The sequence below is a fragment of the Actinophytocola xinjiangensis genome, assembly GCF_001921215.1.
In the GTDB taxonomy this organism is placed as follows: Bacteria; Actinomycetota; Actinomycetes; order Mycobacteriales; family Pseudonocardiaceae; genus Actinophytocola; species Actinophytocola xinjiangensis.
This window is the reverse complement of record NZ_MSIF01000012.1, coordinates 122,868-147,581: the sequence shown is the minus strand read 5'-3', so window position 1 is coordinate 147,581 and position 24,714 is coordinate 122,868. Positions and strand designations below refer to the sequence as shown.

The following is a 24,714-nucleotide window of genomic DNA, read 5'->3' as shown; positions in this document are numbered from 1 at the left end:
GCTACCGGCGCTGACAGCGTGGGCAGGAGAAGGAACTGCGGTTCATGAACGGCTCCCGGCGGATCGGCCGCCCGCACCGCCGGCACGGCGCCCCCTCCTGGCCGTACACCGCGAGGCTGCGCTCGAAGTACCCCGACTCCCCGTTGACGTTGACGTAGAGCGCGTCGAACGACGTCCCGCCCTCGCCCAGCGCCTCGTTCATCACGTCGGTCGCCGCGCCGAGCACCTCGACGGCCTTGGCCCGGGAGATCAGCTCGGTCGGCCGCGCCCAGTGCAGCCGCGCCCGCCACAACGCCTCGTCGGCGTAGATGTTGCCGATCCCGGACACCAACCGCTGGTCGAGCAGCGCCCGCTTCAGCTCGGTCCGCCGGCGGCGCAACGCGGCCACCGCCGCCGCCGCGTCGAACAGCGGGTCCATCGGATCCCGTCCGATGTGCGCGATCGGCTCGGGCACCACCGTGCCCTCGACGGTCACCAGCTCCCCCAGCGAGAACCCACCGAAGGTCCGCTGGTCGACGAACCGCAGCTCGGGGCCGTCGTCGTCGAACCGGAACCGCACCCGCAGGTGCTTCTCGTCGGGGGTGCCGGCGGGTTGGACCAGCAGCTGTCCGCTCATCCCCAGGTGTGCCAGCAGCGCGTCACCGCCGGACAGCTCGGTCCACAGGTACTTGCCGCGCCGGCGGGTCGCCTCGATCCGGCGGCCGGTGAGCCGGCCGGCGAAGTCGGACGCGCCCGGCGGGTGGCGGCGGATCGCGCGGGGATGCAGGACCTCGACCGAGCTGATCCGCCGGCCGGTGGCGTGCGCGTCGACCCCGCGACGGACGACCTCGACCTCTGGTAACTCAGGCATCCGGTTCCTGGTCGGCGGGCTTGACCAGCTCGGAGAGCGTGCGCCAGGCCGCCTCGGCGGCCTTCTGCTCGGCCTCCTTCTTGGTCCGGCCGTCGCCGGTGCCCCGGTCCTGACCCGCGACGATCACCGTGGCGGTGAACTCCTTGCGGTGGTCGGGACCCTCCTCGCGCACCCGGTACTCCGGCACACCGAGACTGGCCTGCGCGGTCAGCTCCTGCAGGGAGGTCTTCCAGTCGAGCCCGGCGCCCAGCAGCGGGGCCTCGGCCAGCAGCGGGTCGAACAACCGGTGCACGAGCTGGCGGGCGATCTCGACGCCGTGCTGGAGGTAGACCGCGCCGATCACGGCCTCCATGCCGTCGGCGAGGATGCTCGCCTTGTCCCGGCCGCCGGTCAGCTCCTCGCCCTTGCCCAGCAGCAGGTACGGGCCGAGACCGCCGGCGCCCAGGTCGCGGGCGACGCCGGCGAGCGCGTGCATGTTGACCACGCTGGCCCGCAGCTTCGCCAGATTGCCCTCGGGCAGATCCGGGTGCGTGCGGTACAGGTGGTCGGTGACGATGAGGCCCAGGACGGCGTCACCGAGGAACTCCAGCCGCTCGTTGGGCGGCAACCCACCGTTCTCGTAGGCGTACGAGCGGTGGGTCATGGCAAGCGTCAACAGCTCGTCGTCGAGTTCGACGCCGAGCGCTTCGAGCAGTTCCGCGGGGTCGGCTGCCGAACCCCGCGCCGCCCTACCCGCCACAGACACCGGCCACCTTCACCCGCCCCGGTCAGGCCGGCTCGTTGACCTGACGGCCGTCGTACTGACCGCACGCCGGGCAGACGACGTGCTGCGGCTTGGGCTGACGGCACGCCCGGTTGGAACAGGCGACCAGGTGCGGAGCGCTGGTCTTCCACTGCGACCGGCGCGTACGCGTGTTCGAACGCGACATCTTCCGCTTGGGGACAGCCACGACTAACTCTCCTTCAACGACAGGGTGGGACCGGACGGCACGCTCACTCGTCCCGATCCGTGCTGAACCGCTCGGTGAGCGCGGCCCATCGAGGGTCAATGGTCTCATGCCGGTGATCGGGACCGGCATCGGCCCACTTGACACCGCAGTCCGGGCACAGACCGGCGCAGTCGGGCCGGCACAGCGGCGCGCTCGGCAACGTCAGCACGACCGCGTCCCGCACCACCGGCTCCAGATCGACCAGGTCGTCGACCAGCCGGGCGATCTCGTCGGAGTCGGTGGTCTGCTCGGTGGCGCTGTCCGGGTAGGCGAACAGCTCGGTGAACTCGACCTCGATCTCCTCGCCCCGGATCGGGTCCAGGCAGCGGGAGCACTCGGCCTCGACCGGCGCGAACGCCGTGCCGGACACCAGCACACCCTCCACCACCGACTCCAGCAGCACGTCCAGGCGGACCTCGGCGCCCTTGGGCACGGAGATGACGCCCTCGACACCGAGCGCGGACTCGGTGGGGGCGATCCGGTGCACCTCGCGGGACAGACCCGCGCGACGCCCGAGTTCCCTGGTGTCGATGACCCACGGGCTCTTGCGTTCGGACATGGCGAACTCGACGCTTCCCAACGGTTGGTTCCGGCCACCCGCGAGCGCGGCGTGGCCCATCCAGCCTACGCCGGCCGGGGACGCGGCTCAGGCCGTGTAGTCGAACGGCGCCGCGCCGCCGGACCCCAGGCCGGCGGTCGAGCCGATGGCCGACGCGCCGCGCAGGTGCGCGCGGCCCTTGCCGACCGTGCGCAGGGTGTGGCTGAGCAGGTCGGAGAACTCGGCGAGCTTGCCGTCGACGTACTCGTCGCACTCGGCGCGCTGGCGCGCGGCCTCGTCGGCGGTGGCGTCCAGCACCCGCGAGGACTCCTCGTGGGCGGCCCGCACGACCTCGGTCTGGGCGACCAGGCGCTCCTGCTCGATGCGGCCGTCCTCGACCAGCCGCTCGTAGGACTCGCGGCCGGCCTGGATCATCCGGTCGGCCTCGAGCTGGGAGCGGGAGACGACCTCGTCGTACTTGGACTGGCCGGCGGCGATGGTCCGGCCGGCCTGCGCCTCGGCGTCGGCGACCAGCCGGTCGGCGTGCGCGGTGGCCTCGGCGACCATCCGGTCGGCCTGGGCCTTGGCGTCGTCGAGGAGCTTGTCGGCCTCCATGGTGGCCTTGCTCACCGACTGCTCGGCCTCGTGCTCGGCGTTGCCGATGATCTCGTCCTTGCGGTCGAGCACGTCCTGGGCGTCGTCGACCTCGGCGGGCAGCGCGTCCCGGACCTCGTCGAGCAGTTCCAGGATGTCGCCCCGGGGCACGACGCAACTGGAGGTCATCGGCACGCCCCGGGCCTCCTCCAGGATCGTGACGAGTTCGTCGAGCGCCTCGAACACCTTGTACACCCCGGGCCTCCTCCGCCGCCCCACGCGAAACTCCGGGGTCCAGTTTGCCGCCTCGCGCAGGGCGAACGGTGGAGGTTGGCCCAAGTTGGCGTGTCAGCCCAGCAGGTCGACGAGCACGAAGGTCGCGTACCGGTCGGGGGTGTAGAAGAACTCGCCGTCCTCGCCGGCGACCAGGCGCCGTTCGCCCCGGTCGGGGGCGCCCGGGGTGGGCACGGTGTACAGGCTGTAGTAGCCGGCGGCGCAGTCGGGCAGCACGCCCTCGCGGTTGTCGTAGGTCTGGCCGTCGCCGGGGAACGGGTAGGGCCCGCCGGCCCGGACGAGCGCGACGGTGTCGGCGACCTGCGCCGGCAGGGTCGACAGCCCGGCCTCGTCGATGCCCGACGGGTCACCGCACCCGGAGGGCGGCGGTGTGGGCCCGCCGCCGCCCAGGTCGATCAGGACGAAGCTGGCGTAGTGGTCGTCGGTGTAGAAGTGCTCGCCGTCCTCGCCGGTGACGATCCGCCGGGCGCCCCGGTCCGGGCTGCCGGGGGTCTCGACCGTGTACTCGTGGTAGTAGCCGCTGGCGCAGTCGGGCAGCAGGTCCTCGCGGTTCTCGAAGACCGTGCCGTCCTGCGGGTACGGGAACGGGCCGCCGTCGGCGATCAGCTCGGCGGTGTCGGCGGCCTCGGCCGGCAGGTCCCCCAGCGGCACGAGGTCGTAGCTGGACGTGTCGCCGCAGACCGGCTGGGCGAGGACGGCCGGCGCGGCGGAGGTGGCGGAGGTGAGTCCGAGGAGGGCCACCGCCGCGACCAGCAGCGTGAGTAGCACCTTCACGGGCCTGGATGTGACGTTGCTCATCGTCGTGCTCATCGTCCGACGGTAGCGCCGATGGATGACGCACAGTAGCCGACGATCGTCGGTGAGCGATGGGTTTCACTGGGCACCATGAACACGACCATCCGCCGCGCGCGGTCCGAGGACGTGCCGGCGATCGTCGCGATGCTGGCCGACGACCCGCTCGGCGCGACCAGGGAGTCCCCCGGCGACCCGGCCTACGCGAGCGCGTTCGCCGAGATCGACCGGGACGAGCGCCAGTACCTGGCGGTGGCCGAGGTCGACGGCGAGGTGGTCGCCACCCTGCAGCTGACGTTCATCCCGGGGCTGTCCCGGCGGGGCGGCACCCGCGCGCTGATCGAGGCCGTCCGGGTGCGCGCGGACCGGCGGGCCGCCGGGTTGGGCGGCGAGCTGACCCGGTGGGCGGTGGACCGGGCGCGGGAGGCCGGGGCGATCATGGTCCAGCTGACCTCGGACGCCAGCCGGACCGACGCCCACCGGTTCTACGAGAGCCTGGGCTTCACCGCCAGCCACGTCGGCATGAAGCTGGCGCTCAGTCCCTCTCGGCCAGGCGCTTGACCAGGCGGCGGTGCACGGTCTCGGGCAGCAGGTGGGAGACGTCGCCGCCGTAGGTGGCGACCTCCTTGACCAGTGAGCTGGACAGGAAGCTGTTGAGCGGCTTGGTCGGCATGAACAGCGTCTCCACCCCGGTGAGCTGCTGGTTCATCTGCGCCATCTGCAGCTCGTAGTCGAAGTCGCTGATCGCGCGCAGGCCCTTGACGATGGCCTGGATGCCGTGCTGGCGGCAGTAGTCGACCAGCAGGCCGTGCCAGGAGTCGATCCGCACGTTGGGCAGGTGGGACACCGACTCGGCGAGCATCTCCATCCGCTCGTCGACGGTGAACAGACCACGCTTGTTCTTGTTGATCAACACCGCGACCACGACCTCGTCGAACACGGCCGCACAGCGCTCGAGCACGTCGAGGTGGCCGTTGGTGGGTGGGTCGTAGGAGCCAGGACACACCGCGCGCCTCATTGGCGGACCGTATCAGCCACACGCGGTCGGTCACGGCCAACGGTGGCCGTGATCACCTGCGGGATCACACGCGATCACCCAGGTGGGCCCAGTGCAGCGACGTGTCGCCGTAGTGCCGGACCCGGCCGGGCTCGTACTCCGGCGGCCAGGTGAACTCCGGTGACCGCTTCGCCCGCTCGACCACCACCGCCGTGCCGGGACGGGTCCAGGCCACCAGCGCGGTCAGGTCGGCGCTCAGCGCGCCGGCGGGCAGGGCGTAGGGCGGGTCGGCGAACACGAGGTCGTAGGGCTGGTCGGGCGGGGTCGCCAGGACGGTCGCGACCTTGCCCGGCCGGACCACCGCGCCGGCGAGCCCGAGCGCGGCGACGTTGCGGCGCAGCACGGCCAGCGCGCCGCCGTCGGACTCGACGAGCGTGGCGTGAGCCGCCCCACGCGAGAGCGCCTCCAGCCCGAGCGCTCCGGTGCCGGCGTAGAGGTCGAGCACCCGCGCGCCGTCGAGGTCCAGCGCGGCCTCGACCGCGCTGAACAGGGCCTCCCGCACGCGATCCGAGGTCGGCCGGGTGCCGCGCCTCGGCACGGCGAGCTGGCGTCCACCGGCGGTCCCGGCCACGATCCTGGTCACCGGGACATCGTCTCGCGGGAATCTGTGATCAGGGTGTCCACCCCCGGGCGCGTCATTTCGCGTAGGCTCGCTCTTCCCATTCCACACTCGCAGGCACCCCAGGGAGAGTGCGTGTCGCACATCTCTGTCAGGCAGGCCGAGATCGCTGTCGAGCAGGCGCACGTCGATGTCGTGTACGCGCGCGTCGAGGACATGCGCGTCGAGGCACGAGACATGCGTCGCAAGGGCGACCAGCTCGCCCACGGCGCGCGCAACGAGGCGATCTTCGAGCAGGCCTCGATGTTGTTCGAACGTGACGTGATGGTGCGCCACGCCAACCAGATCCTGCGCAGCCTCGACGCCGAGCACGAGGGTCTGGTCTTCGGCCGGCTGGACACCGGCGACGGCGAGACCATGTACGTCGGGCGCCTGGGCATCCGCGACGGGAACTTCGACAACCTGGTCACCGACTGGCGCGCCCCGGCGGCGGCCGCCTTCTACCAGGCCACCGCCGAGCGGCCGATGGACGTGGTGCGCCGCCGGGTCATCCGGTCCACCGGCCAGAGCGTGGTCGACATCGACGACGACCTGCTGGCGCCGGAGAAGCGGCCAGAGGGCATGGCCGTGGTCGGTGAGGGCGCGCTGATGGCCAGCCTCACCCGGGCCAGGGGTGACCGGATGCGCGACATCGTCGCCACCATCCAGAAGGAGCAGGACGAGGCGATCCGCGCGCCGTGGCGCGGGATCACCGAGATCACCGGCGGGCCGGGCACCGGCAAGACCGCCGTGGCGCTGCACCGGGTGGCCTACCTGCTCTACCGCGACCGCCGGCGGATGGGCGGGTCCGGTGTGCTGGTCATCGGACCGTCGCCGGCGTTCACCTCCTACATCTCCCGCGTGCTGCCGGCGATGGGTGAGGACACCGTCGAACTGCGTTCGCTGGGCGAGGTTCTCGACGGCGCCCTCGCCGTCGGCGCCGACCCGCCGGAGGTCGCGCGGATCAAGGGATCGCTGCGGATGCGGCGCATCCTCAAGCGGGTGCTGCGTGAGGAGCCGCCGGACGCGCCGAGGGAGCTGCGGATCACCTACCGGGGCGAGGTCCTCAAGCTCGACGCGCGGGAGCTGGCGAAGGTCCGCCGGCAGGTGCACTCCGCCGGGCGCCCGCCCAACCAGTCGCGGGTGGACGCGGCGGAGGCGCTGCTGGAGGCGTTGTGGCGCCAGGCCGACGGCCGTCCGGGGATGGACCACGACGAGCTGGTCACGGCGTTGGGCGAGCGGATCGACTTCCACCGGTTCGTGGTGGTGTGGTGGCCGATCCGCACGGCCGCCGAGGTGCTGGCCTCGTTGGCCGACCCGGCCAGGATCGCCGGTGCCGCCGGCCGGTCGCTGTCGGACCGGGAGATCGGTCTGCTGGCGTCGTCGTGGGCCGGCGGGCAGGGGCCGACGGTCGCCGACGTGGCGTTGCTCGACGAGCTGCGGGTGTTGCTGGGTCAGCCGTCCAAGCGCCACCGCCGCCGGCTGGCCGCGGCGGCGGCGGCGGAGCTGCGGGCGTGGGGCGAGCGCGGGGACGCGCCGGCCTACCGCCGCACCGAGCACTACGACGAGTACTCGCACATCGTGGTGGACGAGGCGCAGGACCTCTCGCCGATGCAGTGGCGGATGGTCGGGCGGCGGGGCAAGTACGCGAGCTGGACGGTGGTCGGCGACCCGGTGCAGAGTTCCTGGCCCGATCCGGACGAGGCGGCCTCGGCGCGGTCCTCGGCGCTGGGTCCCCGCACGGCGCTGCGGCGGTTCACGCTGAACACCAACTACCGCAACTCGGCGGAGATCTTCGAGCTGGCCGCCCAGGTCGTGACCGACGTGTCCACTCCCGACCAGCTGCCCAAGGCGGTGCGCAGTACCGGGGTGAAGCCGGCGGTGCGCACGGTCGCCCAGTCGGAGCTGGCGGCGGCCGTGCTGCACGAGACCCGCACCATCCTGTCCGAAGTGGACGGAACGGTGGGGGTGATCACCCCGACCAGCAGGCTGGCCGGGGTGCGCACCATGCTGTCCGATGTGGACGATTCGCGGCTGTCGGTGGTGGACGGCGTGGAGGCCAAGGGCCTCGAGTACGACGCGGTCGTGCTGATCGAGCCGACCGAGCTGGTCAGCGAGGCCACCACGGGTCCCCGCACGCTCTACGTCGCGCTCACCCGCGCGACCCAGCGGCTCACCGTGCTGACCTCCGACCCGTCCTGGCCGTCCTGAACCGACCCGAACGGACCCGGCGCTACCGCACCCTGATCAGCCCCCACAGTCCCTCGGACAGGCCCCAGCGCAGCTGACCGGTCCGGTAGGCCCAGTCGCCGCGCCGGTCGGCGGTGAACCGCAGCGACCGCACGCTGCCGGCGCTCAACGCGCCCAGCGACCCCACCCTCGGCCCGTCCAGGTGCTCCTCCATCGGCCAGGTCTGGCCGTGCACCTCGAAACTGTGGTTGCGGCCCCGGTCGGCGCCCACCGCCAGGTGCAGCCGCACCGCGTCGCCCCGGCGGACCTCCAGCACCGGGGTCCGCGGCTCCGGGTCCGCCAGCGACGGGTGGCGCGGCAGCAGGTGCGCGCTGCGGTGGTTGAACGCCTTCTGCCCCTGGTCGACCACCTCGGTGTCCAGGTCGGTCACCGGCTGGGTGGGGTCACCGTCGTGGTAGAGGCGCACCCCGTCCTGCAACACCAGCACCAGTTCGTGCTCGACCGAGCCGTCGGGCAGCCGCAGCCGGGTCCGCGCGCCGGTCCAGTCGGCCGGTGTGGCACCGGCCGGCTCGACCACCAGCGCGCCGACCAGCCCACGGTGGCGGTGGTTGCGGATGTCGGCGCGGTCCTGGAGCAGCACCACGCCTTCCCGGTCGGCGAACCAGCGCAGCCGCACCGAGTCGCCCGGCTTGACCAGGCTGGTCGGGTTGTCCCCGACGTGGGACCCGTCGCCGGTGCGCACGTCGGTGCGCAGCAGCGAACCGGCGTGCAGCGACACCCACTCGGAGATCTCGCGGCTGTCCGGGTCGTCCTTGGCGGAGAACTCCGGGTCGAACGGGGTCGCCTCGCCGGGGCCGGACAGCTCGTTGTGCAGTTCGACCTCCACCCACTCGCCGACCCGGCAGCGCAGCACCATGGTCTGCTCCGCCGGCCCACCGTCCACGCTGTACATCAGGCCGAACGGGTCGCTGCGCTGGTCGCTGTAGTGGATCTCCCGGGGACGCACGCGGACCCGGTAGCGCCGGTCGGGCCGGGTGAACGGCGGCAGCGGCGGGCCGGCGAACGCGCCCGGCAGTGCCGGCAGGTCGTCCACTTCGGACTCGTGCAGCCGGAACAGACCCCACGCGCCGAGCCAGGTGTCGTCGGCGGCGGTGAAGCCCCACAGGTGGTCGCCGGGTGAGGCGTCGGGTTCGAGGTGGAGGTTGAACGCCTCGGAGATGCCCAGCGTCTGCTGGTCACGCACCGGCGAGGCCGGGTCGGCCGGCCAGGCGTGCCAGCGCATCCCGTGCACGGTCAGGGTGTGCTGCTCCTCGTGCGAGCCCTGGTAGAGCCGCAGCCGGATGTCCTCGCCGGGATAGCCGCGCAGCAGCGGGGTCCCCGGGTCGCCGTGCACCGCCGAGGAGAAGAACTCGTCCGGCGCGCCGGGGCGTTCGTGCAGCGGGGCGCACCGGTAGCCGACGGCGACCGTGCCGTGGTCCTCCAGCCCTCCGGGATAGGCCGGCGGGTTGATCGGCGCGCCGGCCTCGCCGTGGCCGTGCTCGACCAGCGGCACGAAGTCGGCCATGGCGAGGACCTGCTCGCGGAAGGCCGTGCCGTCGGGCAGCGTCACCACGGCCTGGTTGCCGTTGCGCACCTCGCGCGAGTGGTCGTGCTGGTCGACCCACACCGCGCCTTCCGGCTCGGCGATCATCGCGCCGAACAGCCCGTGCCGCTGCCGTTCGTTGGCCAGCAGGTGGTCGTGGAAGAACACCGTGCCGAACTCCTCGTCGCAGTACCAGCGGTAGATCCACGTCCGGTACAGCTCGCGGGCCTCGTCGCCCTGGTCGGTGGTCGCGGTGCCGGACAGGTAGTTCCAGCCCACGCTCGCGCCGTCGGAGACCAGCGGGTCGAACTTGACCAGGTGGACGTGCAGCCCGCACTCGGGTTGCAGCGGCAGCACCGGGTCGAAGGCGGTCGACTCGTGGCAGCCGACCGGCAGCTCGTTGGTCAGCGACAGCTCGATCACCTCGCCCTTGCGGCCCCGGATGGCGATCGGCGCGACCTCGCGGGTGCCCTCCTCCAGCTGACGCTGGAACTCCTCGACGCCGCCGGCCGCCTCGATCTCCTCGGCCAGGACGAAGAACACGCCCCGGTGGTCGTGCCAGCTGTTCCCGTGACCGCCGGAGGTGTTGTAGTAGTTGATGTTTCCCTGGAGCACCACCAGGTCGTAGCGGCGCACCGGCGCCGACGGGTCCAACGTGGACTTGGTGAACGCCTCGCCGGGCTGCGGGTCCTCGCAGAAGGCGTCGCGCTCCAACTCGGTGGGCTCCCGGCCCATGCCCTCGGGCATCAGCGGGGTGCGCGGCGGCCGGGGCGACTTCTGCGGGAACTCACCGGGGATGAACCCGGGGAAGCCGGGCCGCCGCGCGGTGGGTGCCGGCGGGGTGTCGTGGCCGGGCAGCCGGCGCAGCGCGGCGATCGGCGTGCCGTCCGGGTAGTGGCCGCTGCCGTCCTGCAGGGTGTTGAACACCCGCCACATGCCCCACATCCCGGCGTGGAAGTGCGGGTAGAGGTGGCAGTGCCAGATGATGTCGCCGGTCGCCTTCTGCACCGAGCCGGCGCCACCGATCGGTTCGATGGTGAACGCCTGCTGCGGGCTGATCGAGATCGAGTCGATGATCGGCGAGTTCTCGTTGCCCGGCACCGCGTGCCACTGGTGCAGGTGCAGGTGGAAGACGTGGGTCTCCTTGACCCCGGCGTGTACCAGGCGGATCCGTGACCGGTCGCCGGGGTAGGCGCGCAGGATCGGCGTCGACGGGTCGCCGAACAGCCACGAGCTGTGGTGCTGCTCCTCGCCGACCATCTGGTCGCGGGTCAGGTCGAGCCTGCCCTGGTCGATGAGCCGCTCGTAGGCCAGCGAACGCCAGCCCATCGGCTCGGTGCGCAGGCTCATCAACATCATCGAGTGCGCCGCCTCACCGGAGGCGTGCCCGCCGTGCTCGGGGTCGCCGTGCTCCGGGAAGATCTCGGGCACCAGCCTCGGCTGGCCCTGGGCGACGGAGTGGCCGTGCGGGCGCGGTTCGTCGCAGAAGTGCGCCGGGTGCGGCGGGTTGACCGGGTTGTGGTTGTCGGTCTCGTCCTGCATGAACACGACGTACTCGCGGAAGCTCGGCTCGCCGGGCACGTGCACGTCGGCGTAGAGGCCGTCGCTGATCTCCTCGCCGGTGACCGGGTCGGTCCAGGTCGCGCCGCGCGGCTCGACGACCAGGGCGCCGAACAGGCCGTGGGCGTTGGAGCCCTCCTCGCCGCCGCGCAGGTCGGCGAGGTCGTTGAACAGGAACACGCCCTCCTCCGCGCATTCCCAGGTGTACTCGTGGCGGTCACCGGGCTCGACGGCCGAGTCGCGGTTGCGGCCGACCTGGCCGCCGTCGGCGGTGCGCACGTCGTAGCCGACGCCGCGCGGGTGGATCCCGGCGCGGCGGCGCAGTTGGTTGTGGAACCGGACGACGACGGTGTCGCCGGCGTGCACCCGCAGCACCAGCGGGCGGACCAGCGGGTCCGGTACCGGCAGCTGGTCGGGCTGGGTCAGCGGGTCCGGGAACGGGTTCGGGAAGTGCTCGCCGATCGAGCGCAGGTGCGCGGCGTTCTCGGCGAGGGTGAACAGGGTGCCGTCGCGGTCGTGATCACCGTAGGTGTTGTAGACGATCGGAACCTGGAGCGCGACGACGTCGAAGGAACGTACAGTCATTTGAATCCCCCAAAAGATTCACCGACCAGCCCCCACCGGCCGAACCGGCCCCCCAGCCGGTGACACACGGTAACTCCGGGTTCGGCATGATCGCCACTGGAGTAATCAGTCGGAGTGAATTTCCAGGGGTGACTCTCACTTGTTCCTGGCGGCGTGGGCGCGGACCTTGGCCCGGTTGCCGCAGGCGGCCATGCTGCACCAGACCCGCCGGCCCCGGCGGTCCAGGAACAGCCAGCCGCAGCCGTCGCCGGGGCACGCCCGGATCGCGTCCCGGTCCGGTCCGCCCAGCAGTTCCACAGCGGACAGTGCGACCGATCGCAGCGGCAGCAACGGGTCCCGGTCGTCGGGGAGTTCGAAGTGGATGGTCGAGCCGGTGGCCACGAGCCGGGTCGACCGGTTGGCCTCCTCCGCCTCGGCGGCCAGCACGGCCAGGCCCGCGCCGTCCCGGCGCAGCGCGACGTCGTACAGCGCGGTCCGCAGGGCGCGGGCGCGGCCCAGCACCGCCGTGGCGGTACGCCCACGCAGCCGCCCGGCGGCCGCCTCGGTGATCAGCCCGGTGAACCGCGCCCACACCACGAACCGGTCGAAGTCGGTGAGCCACTCCGAGCCGTGGGTGTCCGGGTCGGCCCAGCCCGCCCAGGTGTTGCAGAACTCCAGCGCGGGATGCCCGGCGATCGGTCTGGGCAGCGGGTAGTCGTCGACCAGCACCGCGTACGGCGGCATCTTCTGGGCCATTCCACCTCCTTGACAGGCCCGTCGCCTAACCACTTGAATCCAGTCAACAGGTTAGCGAGAGGGGTTCCGATGCGGGTACGTGCGTGGACCGTGACAGCGATGGTGGCACCGATGACGGCGGCGATGACGGTGGCGCTGACGGTGGCGCTGACGGTGGCGCTGACGGTGGCGCTGACGGTGGCGCTGACGGCCCTGGCCGCGCCGGCCGCCTCCGCCGAGGCCGGACCGGAGCCGTGGCAGCCCTACCGCACGACCGACTTCGTCTCCCCCGCCGGCCGCTCCTGCGACTACGACCTCGACGTGACAGCCGTCCAGGACGAGGAGGAGTACCGGGTCGACGCGCGCCACGCCGACGGCTCCGAACGCCTCGTCGAGTACCGGGGCACGCTGATCACCCGGTTCACCAACCTCGCCACCGGCGAGTCGACCGTGCGCGACCTGTCCGGGCACGCCTGGGTCGAGCTGTACCCCGACGGCACGATGAAGTCGTTCACCGGCGCCGGCCCGTTCAGCATCGGCTTCCGCGACACCGACACCTACGCACGCGGCTACTACCGCCTCGACGGCGTCCACGTGATCACCATGGACCCCGACGGCACCCGCCACCTGACGGTCGCCGCCGGGACCCAGGAGAACCTCTGCCGGACACTCGGCTAATCGGCGAGCACCACCAACAGGTCGCCGCCCTCCACCTGGGCGACCGAGCCGATCGCCACCCGCGCCACGGTGCCCGACCTCGGCGCGGTGATCGCCGCCTCCATCTTCATCGCCTCGATCGTGGCGACCGTCGCGCCGGCCTCCACCGCGTCGCCCTCGGCCACCGCGAGGGTCACCACCCCGGCGAACGGCGCGGCGACGTGGCCAGGGTCGGACCGGTCCGCCCGCTCGGCCACCGGCAGGTCCGAGGCCACCGACCGGTCCCGCACCTGGATCGTGCGCAGCTGGCCGTTGAGGCTGGCCATCACGTTGCGCATGCCGCGCTCGTCGGCCTCACCGATCGCCTCCAGTTCGATCAGCAGCCGCACGCCCCGCTCCAGGTCCACCGGGTACTCCTTGCGCGGGCGCAGACCGTAGAAGAAGTCCTTGCTCGCCAGCACGCTGGTGTCGGAGAACTGCTCGCGGTGGGCCAGGAACTCCTTGGCCGGCTCGGGGAACAACAGCCGGTTGAGCGTCGCCCGCCGGTCCCCGGCCAGGCCAGCGAGGTCCTCCTCGGTGAGCCCGGCCACCGGCCTCGGCTCCGCCCGGCCCCGCAACGCCTTGGCACGGAAGGGTTCCGGCCAGCCGCCGGCCGGATCACCGAGGTCGCCGCGCAGGAAGCCGATCACCGAGGCCGGCACGTCGAAACGACCCGGGTCTGCCTCGAACTCCGCCGGGTCCACCCCGGCGCCCACCAGGTGCAGCGCCAGGTCACCGACCACCTTGGACGACGGGGTCACCTTGATCAGCCGGCCGAGCATCCGGTCGGCCGCCGCGTAGGTCGCCTCGATCGGTTCGAACCGGTCGGCCAGGCCCAGCGCCGCGGCCTGGGTCCGCAGGTTCGACAGCTGACCGCCGGGGATCTCGTGGGTGTAGACCCGCCCGCTGGGCCCCGGCAGCCCCGCCTCGAACGGCGCGTACACCTTGCGCACGATCTCCCAGTACGGCTCCAGGTCGCACACCGCCCGCAGGTCCAGCCCGGTCTCCCGGGGACCGTGGTCGGTGGCCGCGACGATCGCCGAGAGCGAGGGCTGGGAGGTGGTACCGGCCATCGACGCGCTCGCGCCGTCGACCGCGTCCACCCCGGCCTGGATCGCCGCCAGGTAGGTCGCGAGCTGGCCACCGGCGGTGTCGTGGGTGTGCAGGTGCACCGGCAGGTCGAACTCCTTGCGCAGCGCGGTCACCAGCCGGTGCGCGGCCGGCGGGCGCAGCAGCCCGGCCATGTCCTTGACACACAGCACCTGCGCGCCGGCACCGACGATCTGCTCGGCCAGCTTCAGGTAGTAGTCCAGTGTGTACAGTCGCTCGGCCGGGTCGGACAGGTCGGCGGTGTAGCACAACGCGACCTCGGCGACGGCCGTGCCGGTCGCCAGCACCGCGTCGATCGCCGGGCGCATCTGCTCGACGTCGTTGAGCGCGTCGAAGATCCGGAAGATGTCGATACCGGTGTCGGCCGCCTCCTGGACGAACGCGGTGGTGACCTCGGTCGGGTACGGCGTGTAGCCCACCGTGTTCCGCCCGCGCAGCAGCATCTGCAGACACAGGTTGGGCATCGCGGTACGCAGCGCCGCCAGCCGCTCCCACGGGTCCTCGGCCAGGAACCGCAGCGCGACGTCGTAGGTCGCGCCGCCCCAGCACTCCACCGACAGCAGCTCGGGGGTCATCGACGCCACGTGCGGCGCCACGGTCACCAGGTCCTTGGTCCGCACCCGGGTCGCCAGCAGCGACTGGTGCGCGTCACGGAAGGTCGTGTCGGTGACCCCGACGGCCTTCGACTCCCGCAGCCAGCGCGCGAAACCCTCCGGGCCCAGCTCGGTGAGTCGCTGTTTGGACCCCGGCGGCGGGGTGCCCTGGGCGGCCGCCGGCAGCTTCGCCACCGGGTCGATGACCTCCGGGCGCTCGCCGTGCGGCTTGTTGACCGTGACGTCGACCAGGTAGGTCAGCAGCCTGGTCCCCCGGTCGGCCGGCTGGCGGGCGGTGAGCAGGTAGGGCCGGTCCTCGATGAACGAGGTGGTGGCCCGCCCGGCGATGAAGTCCGGATCGTCCAGCACGGCCTGCAGGAACGGGATGTTGGTCGCCACACCCCGGATGCGGAACTCGGCCACCGCGCGCCGCGCCCGCGCCACCGCCGAGGTGAAGTCGCGGCCCCGGCAGGACAGCTTCACCAGCATCGAGTCGAAGTGCGCGCTGATCACCGTGCCGGAGGAGGAGGTGCCGCCGTCGAGCCGGATGCCGGCGCCGCCCGGCGAGCGGTAGTGGCTGATCACGCCGGTGTCCGGGCGGAAGCCGTTGGCCGGGTCCTCGGTGGTGATCCGGCACTGCAGGGCCGCGCCGCGCAGCCGGATGTCCTCCTGGCGCAGGCCGAGGTCGGCCAGGGTCTCCCCGGCGGCGATCCGCAGCTGCGACTGGACCAGGTCGACGTCGGTGACCTCCTCGGTGACCGTGTGCTCGACCTGGATCCGGGGGTTCATCTCGATGAACACGTGCTTGCCGGACTGGTCGAGCAGGAACTCGACGGTGCCGGCGTTGCGGTAGCCGATGTGCCGGGCGAAGGCGACGGCGTCGGCGCAGATCCGCGCGCGCAGGTCCGGGTCCAGGTTCGGCGCCGGGGCGATCTCGATGACCTTCTGGTGGCGGCGCTGGACCGAGCAGTCCCGCTCGAACAGGTGAATGACCCCGCCCGGTTCACCGGTGCCGTCGGCGAGGATCTGCACCTCGATGTGCCGGGGCGAGACCACGGCCTGCTCCAGGAACACCGTCGGGTCGCCGAAGGCCGACTCGGCCTCGCGCATCGCCGCCTCCAGCGACTCACGCAGCGCCCTTGGCTCCAGCACCCGCCGCATCCCCCGGCCGCCGCCACCGGCGACGGCCTTCACGAACAGCGGGAACCCCAGCTCGCCGCCGGCGGTGAGCAGCTCGTCGACGTCCGAGGACGGCGCCGAGGAGCGCAGTACCGGCAGGCCGGCGGCGCGCGCGGCGGCAACCGCCCTGGCCTTGTTGCCGGTCAGCTCCAGGATGTCGGCCGACGGTCCGACGAACACGATGCCCTCGCGCTCGCACGCGCGGGCCAGCTCCGGGTTCTCCGACAGGAACCCGTAGCCCGGGTAGATCGCGTCGGCCCCGGCCCGCTGGGCGGCGCCGATGATCTCCTCGACGGACAGGTAGGCGCGGACCGGGTGCCCCGGCTCACCGATCTCGTAGGCCTCGTCGGCCTTCATCCGGTGCAGCGAGCCGCGATCCTCATGGGGGAAGACCGCGACCGTGCCGGCTCCCAGCTCGTAGCCGGCACGGAACGCGCGAATCGCGATCTCACCCCGGTTGGCGACGAGGACCTTGCGGAACATGGGCGAACCTCCTGGCTAGGGGGGACGTCCACGCGACTCTACTTGGCCCTTCCCGCCAACCGGGACCATCGTCCCAGCCAGTGGCCGGTGTCACCGGCCACTCCGAGGCTCACCACCAGACGTAGAGCAGTTTGTTCGGCGTGTTCGGCGGCACGTTGCACACCACGTCGCTGGCCGCCGCCACCAGGGCGGCCGACACGGCGCCGGGGGTCGCGTTCGGGTGCGCGTGCAGGTACATGCCGACCGCGCCGGCGACGTGGGCGGCGGCGAACGACGAGCCGGAGATGGTGTTGGAGCCGTCGCCGTCACCGAGCCACGGACCGGTGATGTTCAGTCCCGGTGCGTACATGTCCAGTACCGCTCCGTAGTTGGACTGGGGTGCCACGCAGTCGTTGGACCCGGTCGCGCCGATCGTCATCGCCTCGGCCACCCGCGCCGGTGAGAAGTTCGACGCGTCGGTGGCCGAACTGCCGGCGGGGACGGTGAACGGGATGCCCGCGGCGATGGCGCCGCGCACCGCGCTGTCCAGCGCGGTGTTCGCGCTGCCGCCCAGGCTCATGTTCGCCACCGCGGGGCGGACCGCGTTCTGGGTGACCCAGTCGATGCCGGCGATCACACCGGAGTAGGTCCCCGAGCCCTGGTCGTTGAGCACCCGCACCGGCACGATCTTGATCTTCTTCGCCACGCCGTAGATCTCGCCGCCGATGATGCCGGAGACGAACGTGCCGTGGCCGTTGCCGTCGAGCGGGTCGTCGTCGCCGTCGACCAGGTCGACCCCCGGCTGTACCCGGTCCCCGAAGTCGTTGTGCGGGGCGATACCGGTGTCGATCACGTAGGCGGTCACGCTGGACGCCTTGTTCGGGTACCGGTACTTCCCGTCCAGCCCGACCCGCTGGTCGATCCGGTCCAGACCCCACGACGGCGGGTTGAGCTGCTCCCCCGCGCCCTTGAGCTTGACCTTGCCGTCCCGGACGACATCGGCCACGCCCGGCTCGGCGGCCAACTCGGCCGCCTCGGCGGCCGTCAGCGACAACGAGAAACCGCTCAACGCGGCCGTGTAGGTGTGTTCGACGGTGCTGTCGAACCGGTCGGCGGTCTCGGCCGCCCGTGACGACACCGTGGCCGACGCCATCCGCTGCCCGGCCTCGGCCGAGAGCACCACGATGTAGCCGGACTCCTCGGCGACGGCCGCCCGCGCCGGCACGGTGGTGACCGTGGCGACCAGGAGCGCGACCCCGACACTCGCGATGAACTGCTTCCCGTTGTGCGGTTTCATACTCATTGTCGTTAGTCCTCGGTGAAGAAGTGAGCAAGGTTCACCATTTGCCAGGTACGCGGTAGGGCTAGCCCCACCCCCTGTTCGGGGGAGCGCACCCGTGATTCCCTCCCCGCTGATCGCCACGATGAATCCGTTGTCCGGCAAGGGGATTCAACCGGGATTCAACCGGGATTCTCCCATCCAGGGATCTGTGCAGAGAGGGCGAGCACGTGAGCAAGCAACCAACAACGGTGCGCGTCGCGAGGTGGAGCGCGACGCATCCGTGGCGGGCGATAGGTCTGTGGGTCGTGTTCGTCGCGGTGTGCTTCGCCGCCGGGTCGTGGGTGGGTACCAACGAGGCGACCGACGAGGACATGGCCACCGGCGAGTCCGGCCGGGCGACCGCGATCGTCAACTCGGGGGACTTCGACGACCCCGCCAAGGAGAACGTGATCATCACGGCGAGGTCCGGGGACCTCGACCAGGCGGCGGCGGCCGGCGCCGCCGCCGACGTCCGCGAGGGGATGCTGGCGCTGCCCGAGGTCACCGAGGTCGCCGACCCGGTGGCATCGCCGGACGGCAGGGCGCTGCTGGTCCAGGTGACCATGCGCGAGGGCGACGCCGACGAGGACGTCGGCGCGCTGCTCGACGAGACCGCCGCGCTGCAACGCGACCACCCGGACCTGCGGGTCGAACAGGTCGGCGGCGAGTCGATCGACAAGGGCATCTGGGAGCAGGTCTCGCAGGACCTGACCAAGGCCGAGTTCATCAGCCTGCCGGTCACGCTGGTGATCATGCTGATCGCGTTCGGCGCGATCATCGCCGCCGGGGTGCCGGTGCTGCTGGCGATGTCGGCCGTCGGGTCGGCCTTCGGCCTGGCCGGGCTCGCCTCGCACGTGTTCCCGGCCGTGGAGACGATCTCCAGCGTCATCCTGCTGATGGGCATGGCCGTCGGCGTCGACTACTCGCTGTTCTACCTCAAACGCGAACGCGAGGAACGCCAGCGGGGCAACCCGCACGTGCGGGCGGTGGAGATCGCGGCGGCCACCTCCGGGCACGCGGTCGTGGTCTCCGGGTTCGCGGTGATGGTCTCGATGGCCGGGCTCTACCTGACCAGCGACGCGGTGTTCACCTCGCTGGCCACCGGGTCGATCATCGTGGTGGCGGTGGCCGTGCTCGGCTCGCTGACCGTGCTGCCGGCGCTGCTGGCCAAGCTCGGCCGGTTCGTCGACCGGCCCCGGGTCCCGCTGCTGTGGCGGTTGACCAACCGCTCCGGCCCGCCGAGGGTCTGGCCAACGCTGCTGCGCCCGGCCCTGCGTTACCCGCTGGTGACCCTGCTGATCACGCTGGCCGCGCTCGGCGCGCTGGCCTGGCCGGCGCTGGACCTCAAGCTCAAGAACAGCGACGTGGACGACCTGCCGCGCGACATCGCGGTGATGCGGGCCTACGACCGGATGACCGAGTCGTTCCCCAGCGAGGGCGTCAACCACGTGGTGGCCGTGCGCGCCGAACCCGACCAGGCCGACGAGGTCCGCGCCGCCCTGGGCACCCTCTACGACCAGACCCGCGACGACCCGCTGTTCGCCAGCGTCGCCGACCCGAGGATCCAGGTGTCCGACGACGGCCGGGTGAGCGAGCTGCTCGTGCCGACCACCCAGAAACCGGGCACCGACGGCGCCGCCGACTCGCTGGACAGGTTGCGCGAGGACCTCGTGCCGGCCGCGCTCGACCCGGTCGGCGGGGAGCACGCCGTCGGCGGGCAGATCGCCGCGGACGCCGACTCGACGGGGCTGCTGGAGGAGCGGATGCCCTGGGTCATCGGCTTCGTACTGCTGCTGACGTTCGTGATCATGTTCGCCACGTTCCGGTCGATCGCGGTCGCGTTGACCGCGTTGCTGCTGAACTCGCTGTCGGCCGGGGCCGCGTTCGGCACGCTGGTGCTGGTGTTCCAGAACACCTGGGCGGAGGGCATCCTCGGCTTCCACTCCAACGGCGCCATCGTCGCCTGGATCCCGCTGTTCCTGTTCGCCGTCCTGTTCGGACTGTCCATGGACTACCACGTGTTCGTGGTGAGCCGGATCAGGGAGGCCGCGCGGCGCGGTCTGCCGAACAGGCAGGCGGTGGAGTACGGGATCACCCGCTCGGCCGGCGTGGTCACCAGCGCGGCCATGGTCATGGTGTCGGTGTTCGCGATCTTCGCGACGCTGAGCATGAGCGAGATGAAGCAGATGGGCGTCGGACTCGCGGTGGCGGTGTTCGTCGACGCGATGGTGATCCGTGTTCTGGTGCTGCCGTCACTGATGGCACTGCTCGGGCGCGCGAACTGGTGGCCCGGTCGAATTCGTCCTCACGGTGAGTCGCAATTCCCGGGAGCCAATTCACCGTCAGCTGATCGCCTGATCGATGAACCGCAAGGAGTACCACATCCCGTGCGGTGATCACCAGGGGGCGGCGGCCATCTCACCGTTTCGAGCGGTGAGATGGCCGCCGCCGGGGGTTTTACGCGGCCACCGATGTTCACCTCTTGAGGGACCCTCTAAAGTGGGGCAATGCCTGCTGGTGATTCCGACGCAAACAGCCGAGTCCCCCGATTCGACACCGTTCTCCGGGGCTACAACCAGCGCCAGGTCAACGAGAGAGTCACGCGACTGACCTTCGACCTGGGTCATGTTCAGAAGAGTCGTGACGAGGCCGTCACGAAGGTCGCTGAGCTGACCAAGGCGCTCGGAAGCGCCCAACAGCAGCTGATCGACGCGAAGGCCCAACTCAACCGCATCACCTCGAACCCGACGAGCAACGAGGCGATGTCGGAACGTCAGCGGCTCATGTGGCAGCTGGCCGAGGAGGAGATCGCGGAGTTCAAGCGCGACGCCGAGAACTACGACCGCACCACGAGAGCCGACGCCGACGAGTACAGCCACTCGACGCGCGCCAAGGCCGACGAGCACGCCTCCAGCACCCGGGAGGCCGCGGACAAGTACTCCGCCGGGGTGCGCCAGGAAGCCGACGAGCACGCCACCGGACTGCGCGCCGACGCCGACGCCTACGTGGCGTCCACCAAGACCGCCGCCGACGAGTACGCCGCCGGGGTGCGCGCCGACGTCGCGGAGTACGCCAAGGAGCAGAAGGCCAAGCACGAGGCGACCACCGCCGAGCTGGCCCGCCGCCGCAAGGCGCTCGAGGAGGAGTACGCGAAGAACCACGCGGCCCTCGAAACCGAGTACGAAGGTCTGCGGGCCCGCGCCGCCGCCGAGCACGAGCAGCTGATGGCCGACGCCCGGCTCGAGGTCGAGCGGGCGACCAGGGCCAACGAGGAACGCATGGCCCAGCTCGACGCGGCCGCGCGGGAACGCCGCGACCAGCGCGACGCCGAGGCCGGTCGTCAGCGCGAGCTGCTCGACGCCAAGGCCGCCGACAAGCGGACCTCGCTGGAGCAGGAGGCGGAGCTGGCCATGGAGGCCCAGCGCGCCGAGCTGGAGCGGGAGCTGGCCGAGCGGGCCGCGGTCGCCAAGGACCGGGCCGGGCGGATCGTCGCCGACGCCGAGCGCGAGGTCGCCAAGGTGCGCGAGGCGTGGACCGCCGAGCAGGCCGAGGCCGAGCAGGCGCTGGCCCAGCGCCAGGAGCACGCCCAGACGCAGGCGACGCGGATCGTCGAGGAGGCCCGGCGTCGCGCCGAGGAGTCCGACAAGACGCTGGCCGACAAGCGGGTGGCCGCCGAGAAGCACATCGTCGAGCTGGAGACGATGGCCCAGCAGCAGGCGGACAAGACCGTCGCCGACGCCGAGGCCCGCCGGCAGGCCAGCGACAAGGAGATCGGCGAGCGTCGCAGCCGGATCGAGAAGGAGCTGTCCGAGCAGCAGGCGAACGCCAAGATCCGCGCCGCGAAGATCATCGAGGACGCCGAGCAGCGGCTGGCCGAGGCCAACGACCGCACCCGGCGCGCCGACGACTTCGAGCGCCGGGTCTCCGAGCAGGTCAGCGCGACCTACGCCATCCTCGGCGAGGCCAGGCGCCACTTCGCCACGGCGATGGGGTCGGCCGCCGGGCCGGACCCGGACACCGTGTCGATGGCCGTCCCCCTGGTGGAGGACACCGCCAGGGACAAGGCGCCGAAGGAGAACCAGCCCAAACCCGGTTCCCGGGTCAACGGGAAGTAACGACGGACAGCGAGGGGCGCCCCCGCCGGGGCGCCCCTTTTGTCGTCCTGAGTGGACTCAGACCTTCTCCAGGAACTCCGCCCGGGACTCCCCGACCAGGCTGGTGACCATCCGCGCCAGCCCCGGGTACTCGGCCAGGTCCGGCGACTCGCCGACCAGCTGCTGGGCGACCTCGCGGGCCTGGGCGATCAGGTCGGCGTCACGCAGCAGCGACAGCAGCCGCAGCTGGGAGTGCTTGCCGGACTGGGTGGCGCCGAGGATGTCGCCCTCCCGGCGCATCTCCAGATCCACCTGGGCCAGTTCGAATCCGTCCAGTGTGGACGCCACGGCGTCCAGCCGGTCACGGGTGGCGGTACCCGACAGCGCCTCGGACACCAGCAGGCACACCCCGGCCGCCGAACCACGCCCGACCCGCCCGCGCAGCTGGTGGAGTTGGCTGACACCGAACCGGTCGGCGTCCATGATGACCATGCCGGTCGCGTTCGGCACGTCCACCCCGACCTCGACGACGGTCGTCGCGACCAGCACGTCCACCTCGCCGGCGGCGAACGCGCGCATCACCGTGTCCTTGTCGTCGGCCGGCATCTTCCCGTGCAGGATCGCCAGCCGCAGCCCCTTGAGCGGGCCCTCGTTCAGCTCGGCGGCCACGTCCAGCACCGCCATCGGCGGGCGCCGGCCACTGCCGTCGTCCTTCTCCAACGCCTCCAGCTCGGCCGCCTCGTCGGTCTCGCCGATGCGCGGACAGACCACATAGGCCTGATGGCCCTGCGCGACCTCCTCCCGCAGCCGCTGCCACGCGCGGTCGAGCCACGCCGGCTTCTCCGCGACCGGCACCACGGCCGTGGTGATCGGTGAGCGGCCGGCCGGCAGCTCACGCAGCGAGGAGGTCTCCAGATCGCCGTAGACGGTCATGGCGACCGTGCGCGGGATCGGGGTGGCGGTCATGACCAGCACGTGCGGGCTGGCGTTCTCGCCGGCCCTGGTGCGCAGCGCGTCCCGCTGCTCGACGCCGAAGCGGTGCTGCTCGTCGACCACGACCAGCCCGAGGTCGGCGAAGGACACCTTGTCCTGGATGAGCGCGTGCGTGCCGACGACGATCCCGGCCGCGCCACTGACCACGTCGAGCATCGCCTGCTTGCGCGCCGCGGCCGGCAGCGAGCCGGTGAGCAGCGCGATCCGGGTGGCGTGCTCGGCGCCGCCCAGCTCACCGGCCTGCGCGAGATCGCCGAGCATCCTGCCCAGCGAGCGGGCGTGCTGGGCGGCGAGCACCTCGGTCGGCGCGAGCAACGCGGCCTGCCGGCCGGCGTCGACGACCTGGAGCATCGCGCGCAGCGCCACGATCGTCTTGCCGCTGCCGACCTCGCCCTGCAACAGCCGGTTCATCGGGTGCTCGCCGCCGAGGTCGGTGGCGATGGCCTCGCCGACCTCCCGCTGGCCGTTGGTCAGCTCGAAGGGCAGCCGCTCGTCGAAGGCCGCGCGCAGGCCGTCCTCGACGCGCGGGCAGGCCGGCGCCGGGCGCGCGGTGGCGGCGACGCGACGCTGCGCCAGCGCCAGTTGCACGGCCAACGCCTCCCCCCACTTGAGCCGGTTGCGGGCCGCGCCGACCCCGGCCCAGTCGCGGGCGGAGTGGATCGCGCGGATCGCCTCGTCGTAGCTGAGCTTGTCGCCGCGCAGCCGCTCCGGCATGGGGTCGTCGATGGTGTCGAGCAGCTTGAGGGTCTGCTGGACACACTGGGCGACCTGCCAGGACTGGATCTTGGCGGCGGCCGGGTAGACGGGGATCAGGCCGAGGAACTCGTCGATCGACTCGCCGATCGACTCGCCGGCGTCGTCCTGTTCCTCCTCGATCGGCTGGTACTCGGGGTTGGTGAGCTGGAGCTTGTTCTGGTAGATCGACACCTTGCCGGCGAACAGCGCGCTCACCCCCGGCTTCAGCTTCACCGAGTGTTGCCGCAGGTTGAAGAAGGTGCAGTTGAGCGTGCGGGAACCGTCGGTGATGACGACCTCGAGGATCCAGCCCCGCCGCTGCCGCATGCGCCGCTCGTTGATCGTGCGGACCTTGGCGAGCACGGTGACGTGCTCACCGATCTCCAGCCCGGCGATGTCGGTCAGCTCGCCGCGTTCGGCGTAGCGACGGGGGTAGTAGTGCACGAGGTCGTTGACGGTGTGCAGGTCAAGGGCACCGGCCAGCGCCTTGGCGGTCTTCGCGCCCACCGCCAGCTCAAGCTTGTCGTCCAGGGAGACCATCGCCCGCGATTATGTCGCGCCGCACCGACAGCCGCCGACGGGAGTCGGGAAAACGTCGGACCGGGCTGCGAGGCTGTGCGCATGGAGCTGACCCCACTGCCCGAGTCCACCGCCCCGCCCAAGCTCACCGACCCCAGCCGCTCCGACCCGCCGCTGATCGCCGACGAGCACGCCATGCTGTCGGCCTACCTCGACTTCCAGCGCGAGTCGCTGGTCCTCAAGTGCGCCGGGATCCCCGGCCGCGAGCACTCCGAGGCGCTGGTGCCGCCGTCGCGGCTGACCCTGCACGGCCTGGTGCGGCACCTGGCCGGGGTCGAGCGGTGGTGGCTGCACCTGCAGTTCGCCGGCGACGACACCGAGATCCTGTACTACAGCGACGACGACCCCGAACAGGACTTCGAACGCCTCGACGGCGACTTCGACGAGGCGCTGGCGGTGTGGCGGGCCCAGGTGGCCCGGTCCCGGGAGATCGTGGCCGCCGCGTCCCCCGACGCCACCGGCACGCGCGTACAGACCGGTGACCGGTTCCAGCTGCGCTGGGTGCTGCTGCGGCTGATCGCCGAGTACGCCCGCCACCTGGGGCACGCCGACCTGCTCCGCGAACGCGTCGACGGCTCCACCGGCTGGTGAGCACCCACTCGACGGCCC

19 protein-coding genes are annotated in these 24,714 nt (G+C 71.8%); 6 read left to right on the top strand and 13 right to left on the bottom strand.

Annotation, left to right across the window (positions count from 1 at the left end):
• Position 1: 1 nt before the first annotated feature.
• From mutM to BLA60_RS23640, 6 genes are all read right to left on the bottom strand, one after another.
• Positions 2-850 carry a bifunctional DNA-formamidopyrimidine glycosylase/DNA-(apurinic or apyrimidinic site) lyase gene (mutM, locus tag BLA60_RS23665; protein WP_075135156.1) on the bottom strand — a complete coding sequence of 283 codons (849 nt, stop codon included), beginning with the start codon at positions 848-850 and terminating at the stop codon, positions 2-4.
• Positions 843-1,589 (bottom strand): ribonuclease III, encoded by a 747-nt coding sequence (rnc, locus tag BLA60_RS23660; protein WP_075135155.1) that lies wholly within the window; start codon positions 1,587-1,589, stop codon positions 843-845. The genes mutM and rnc overlap by 8 nt, the downstream gene beginning before the upstream one ends.
• A 28-nt stretch (positions 1,590-1,617) precedes the next feature.
• The gene (gene rpmF / locus BLA60_RS23655) at positions 1,618-1,800 is read right to left on the bottom strand and encodes a 50S ribosomal protein L32 (protein ID WP_075135154.1); all 183 of its coding nucleotides are present in this window, start codon (positions 1,798-1,800) and stop codon (positions 1,618-1,620) included.
• 43 nt (positions 1,801-1,843) lie between these two features.
• A complete protein-coding gene (locus tag BLA60_RS23650) occupies positions 1,844-2,398 on the bottom strand; it encodes a YceD family protein (protein ID WP_075135265.1) in 555 nt (184 codons plus the stop codon).
• Positions 2,399-2,485: 87 nt separating this feature from the next.
• Positions 2,486-3,226, bottom strand: a complete 741-nt coding sequence (locus BLA60_RS23645) for a DivIVA domain-containing protein (RefSeq protein ID WP_075135153.1) — start codon at positions 3,224-3,226, stop codon at positions 2,486-2,488.
• Between the two features lie 93 nt (positions 3,227-3,319).
• Positions 3,320-4,039: a guanyl-specific ribonuclease gene (locus BLA60_RS23640; RefSeq protein WP_342744770.1), complete on the bottom strand. Its 720-nt coding sequence runs from the start codon at positions 4,037-4,039 to the stop codon at positions 3,320-3,322.
• A gap of 111 nt (positions 4,040-4,150) precedes the next feature.
• Between BLA60_RS23640 and BLA60_RS23635 the strand changes: the two genes are divergently transcribed.
• Positions 4,151-4,618: a GNAT family N-acetyltransferase gene (locus tag BLA60_RS23635; protein ID WP_154814538.1), complete on the top strand. Its 468-nt coding sequence runs from the start codon at positions 4,151-4,153 to the stop codon at positions 4,616-4,618.
• On the opposite strand, the gene coaD is transcribed toward BLA60_RS23635, so the two are convergent.
• Together coaD and rsmD are read right to left on the bottom strand one after the other, a co-directional pair.
• Positions 4,593-5,075, bottom strand: a complete 483-nt coding sequence (coaD, locus tag BLA60_RS23630) for a pantetheine-phosphate adenylyltransferase (protein WP_075135150.1) — start codon at positions 5,073-5,075, stop codon at positions 4,593-4,595. The two genes, BLA60_RS23635 and coaD, sit on opposite strands and share 26 nt — an antisense overlap.
• 64 nt (positions 5,076-5,139) lie before the next feature.
• A complete protein-coding gene (gene rsmD, locus BLA60_RS23625) occupies positions 5,140-5,697 on the bottom strand; it encodes a 16S rRNA (guanine(966)-N(2))-methyltransferase RsmD (RefSeq protein ID WP_075135149.1) in 558 nt (185 codons plus the stop codon).
• Between the two features lie 111 nt (positions 5,698-5,808).
• On the opposite strand from rsmD, the gene BLA60_RS23620 reads away from it, so the two are divergent.
• The gene (locus BLA60_RS23620; protein WP_075135148.1) at positions 5,809-7,923 is read left to right on the top strand and encodes a HelD family protein; all 2,115 of its coding nucleotides are present in this window, start codon (positions 5,809-5,811) and stop codon (positions 7,921-7,923) included.
• 22 nt (positions 7,924-7,945) lie between these two features.
• On the opposite strand, the gene BLA60_RS23615 is transcribed toward BLA60_RS23620, so the two are convergent.
• Together BLA60_RS23615 and BLA60_RS23610 are read right to left on the bottom strand one after the other, a co-directional pair.
• Positions 7,946-11,629, bottom strand: a complete 3,684-nt coding sequence (locus BLA60_RS23615; RefSeq protein ID WP_075135147.1) for a multicopper oxidase domain-containing protein — start codon at positions 11,627-11,629, stop codon at positions 7,946-7,948.
• 135 nt (positions 11,630-11,764) lie between these two features.
• Positions 11,765-12,364 (bottom strand): CGNR zinc finger domain-containing protein, encoded by a 600-nt coding sequence (locus BLA60_RS23610; RefSeq protein ID WP_084735212.1) that lies wholly within the window; start codon positions 12,362-12,364, stop codon positions 11,765-11,767.
• A 99-nt stretch (positions 12,365-12,463) separates the two neighbouring features.
• On the opposite strand from BLA60_RS23610, the gene BLA60_RS43535 reads away from it, so the two are divergent.
• Positions 12,464-13,021, top strand: a complete 558-nt coding sequence (locus BLA60_RS43535; protein WP_154814537.1) for a hypothetical protein — start codon at positions 12,464-12,466, stop codon at positions 13,019-13,021.
• Here the strand turns inward: BLA60_RS43535 and BLA60_RS23600 are convergent.
• Together BLA60_RS23600 and BLA60_RS23595 are read right to left on the bottom strand one after the other, a co-directional pair.
• Positions 13,018-16,404, bottom strand: coding sequence for a pyruvate carboxylase (locus BLA60_RS23600; protein WP_075135146.1), 3,387 nt, complete (start codon positions 16,402-16,404; stop codon positions 13,018-13,020). The two genes, BLA60_RS43535 and BLA60_RS23600, sit on opposite strands and share 4 nt — an antisense overlap.
• A 109-nt stretch (positions 16,405-16,513) precedes the next feature.
• A complete protein-coding gene (locus tag BLA60_RS23595) occupies positions 16,514-17,686 on the bottom strand; it encodes a S8 family peptidase (protein WP_075135145.1) in 1,173 nt (390 codons plus the stop codon).
• Positions 17,687-17,970: 284 nt separating this feature from the next.
• Between BLA60_RS23595 and BLA60_RS23590 the strand changes: the two genes are divergently transcribed.
• Both BLA60_RS23590 and BLA60_RS23585 read left to right on the top strand, forming a co-directional pair.
• On the top strand, positions 17,971-20,100 hold the full coding sequence (locus BLA60_RS23590; protein WP_075135144.1) for an MMPL family transporter: 2,130 nt from the start codon (positions 17,971-17,973) through the stop codon (positions 20,098-20,100).
• 111 nt (positions 20,101-20,211) lie between these two features.
• Entirely contained in the window at positions 20,212-21,819 is a 1,608-nt protein-coding gene (locus BLA60_RS23585) for a coiled-coil domain-containing protein (protein ID WP_075135143.1), read from the top strand.
• A 57-nt stretch (positions 21,820-21,876) separates the two neighbouring features.
• On the opposite strand, the gene recG is transcribed toward BLA60_RS23585, so the two are convergent.
• On the bottom strand, positions 21,877-24,066 hold the full coding sequence (gene recG / locus BLA60_RS23580) for an ATP-dependent DNA helicase RecG (protein WP_075135142.1): 2,190 nt from the start codon (positions 24,064-24,066) through the stop codon (positions 21,877-21,879).
• Between the two features lie 81 nt (positions 24,067-24,147).
• Here recG and BLA60_RS23575 point away from each other — a divergent pair, with 81 nt between their 5' ends.
• Positions 24,148-24,696, top strand: coding sequence for a DinB family protein (locus BLA60_RS23575; protein ID WP_075135141.1), 549 nt, complete (start codon positions 24,148-24,150; stop codon positions 24,694-24,696).
• Positions 24,697-24,714 lie beyond the last annotated feature (18 nt).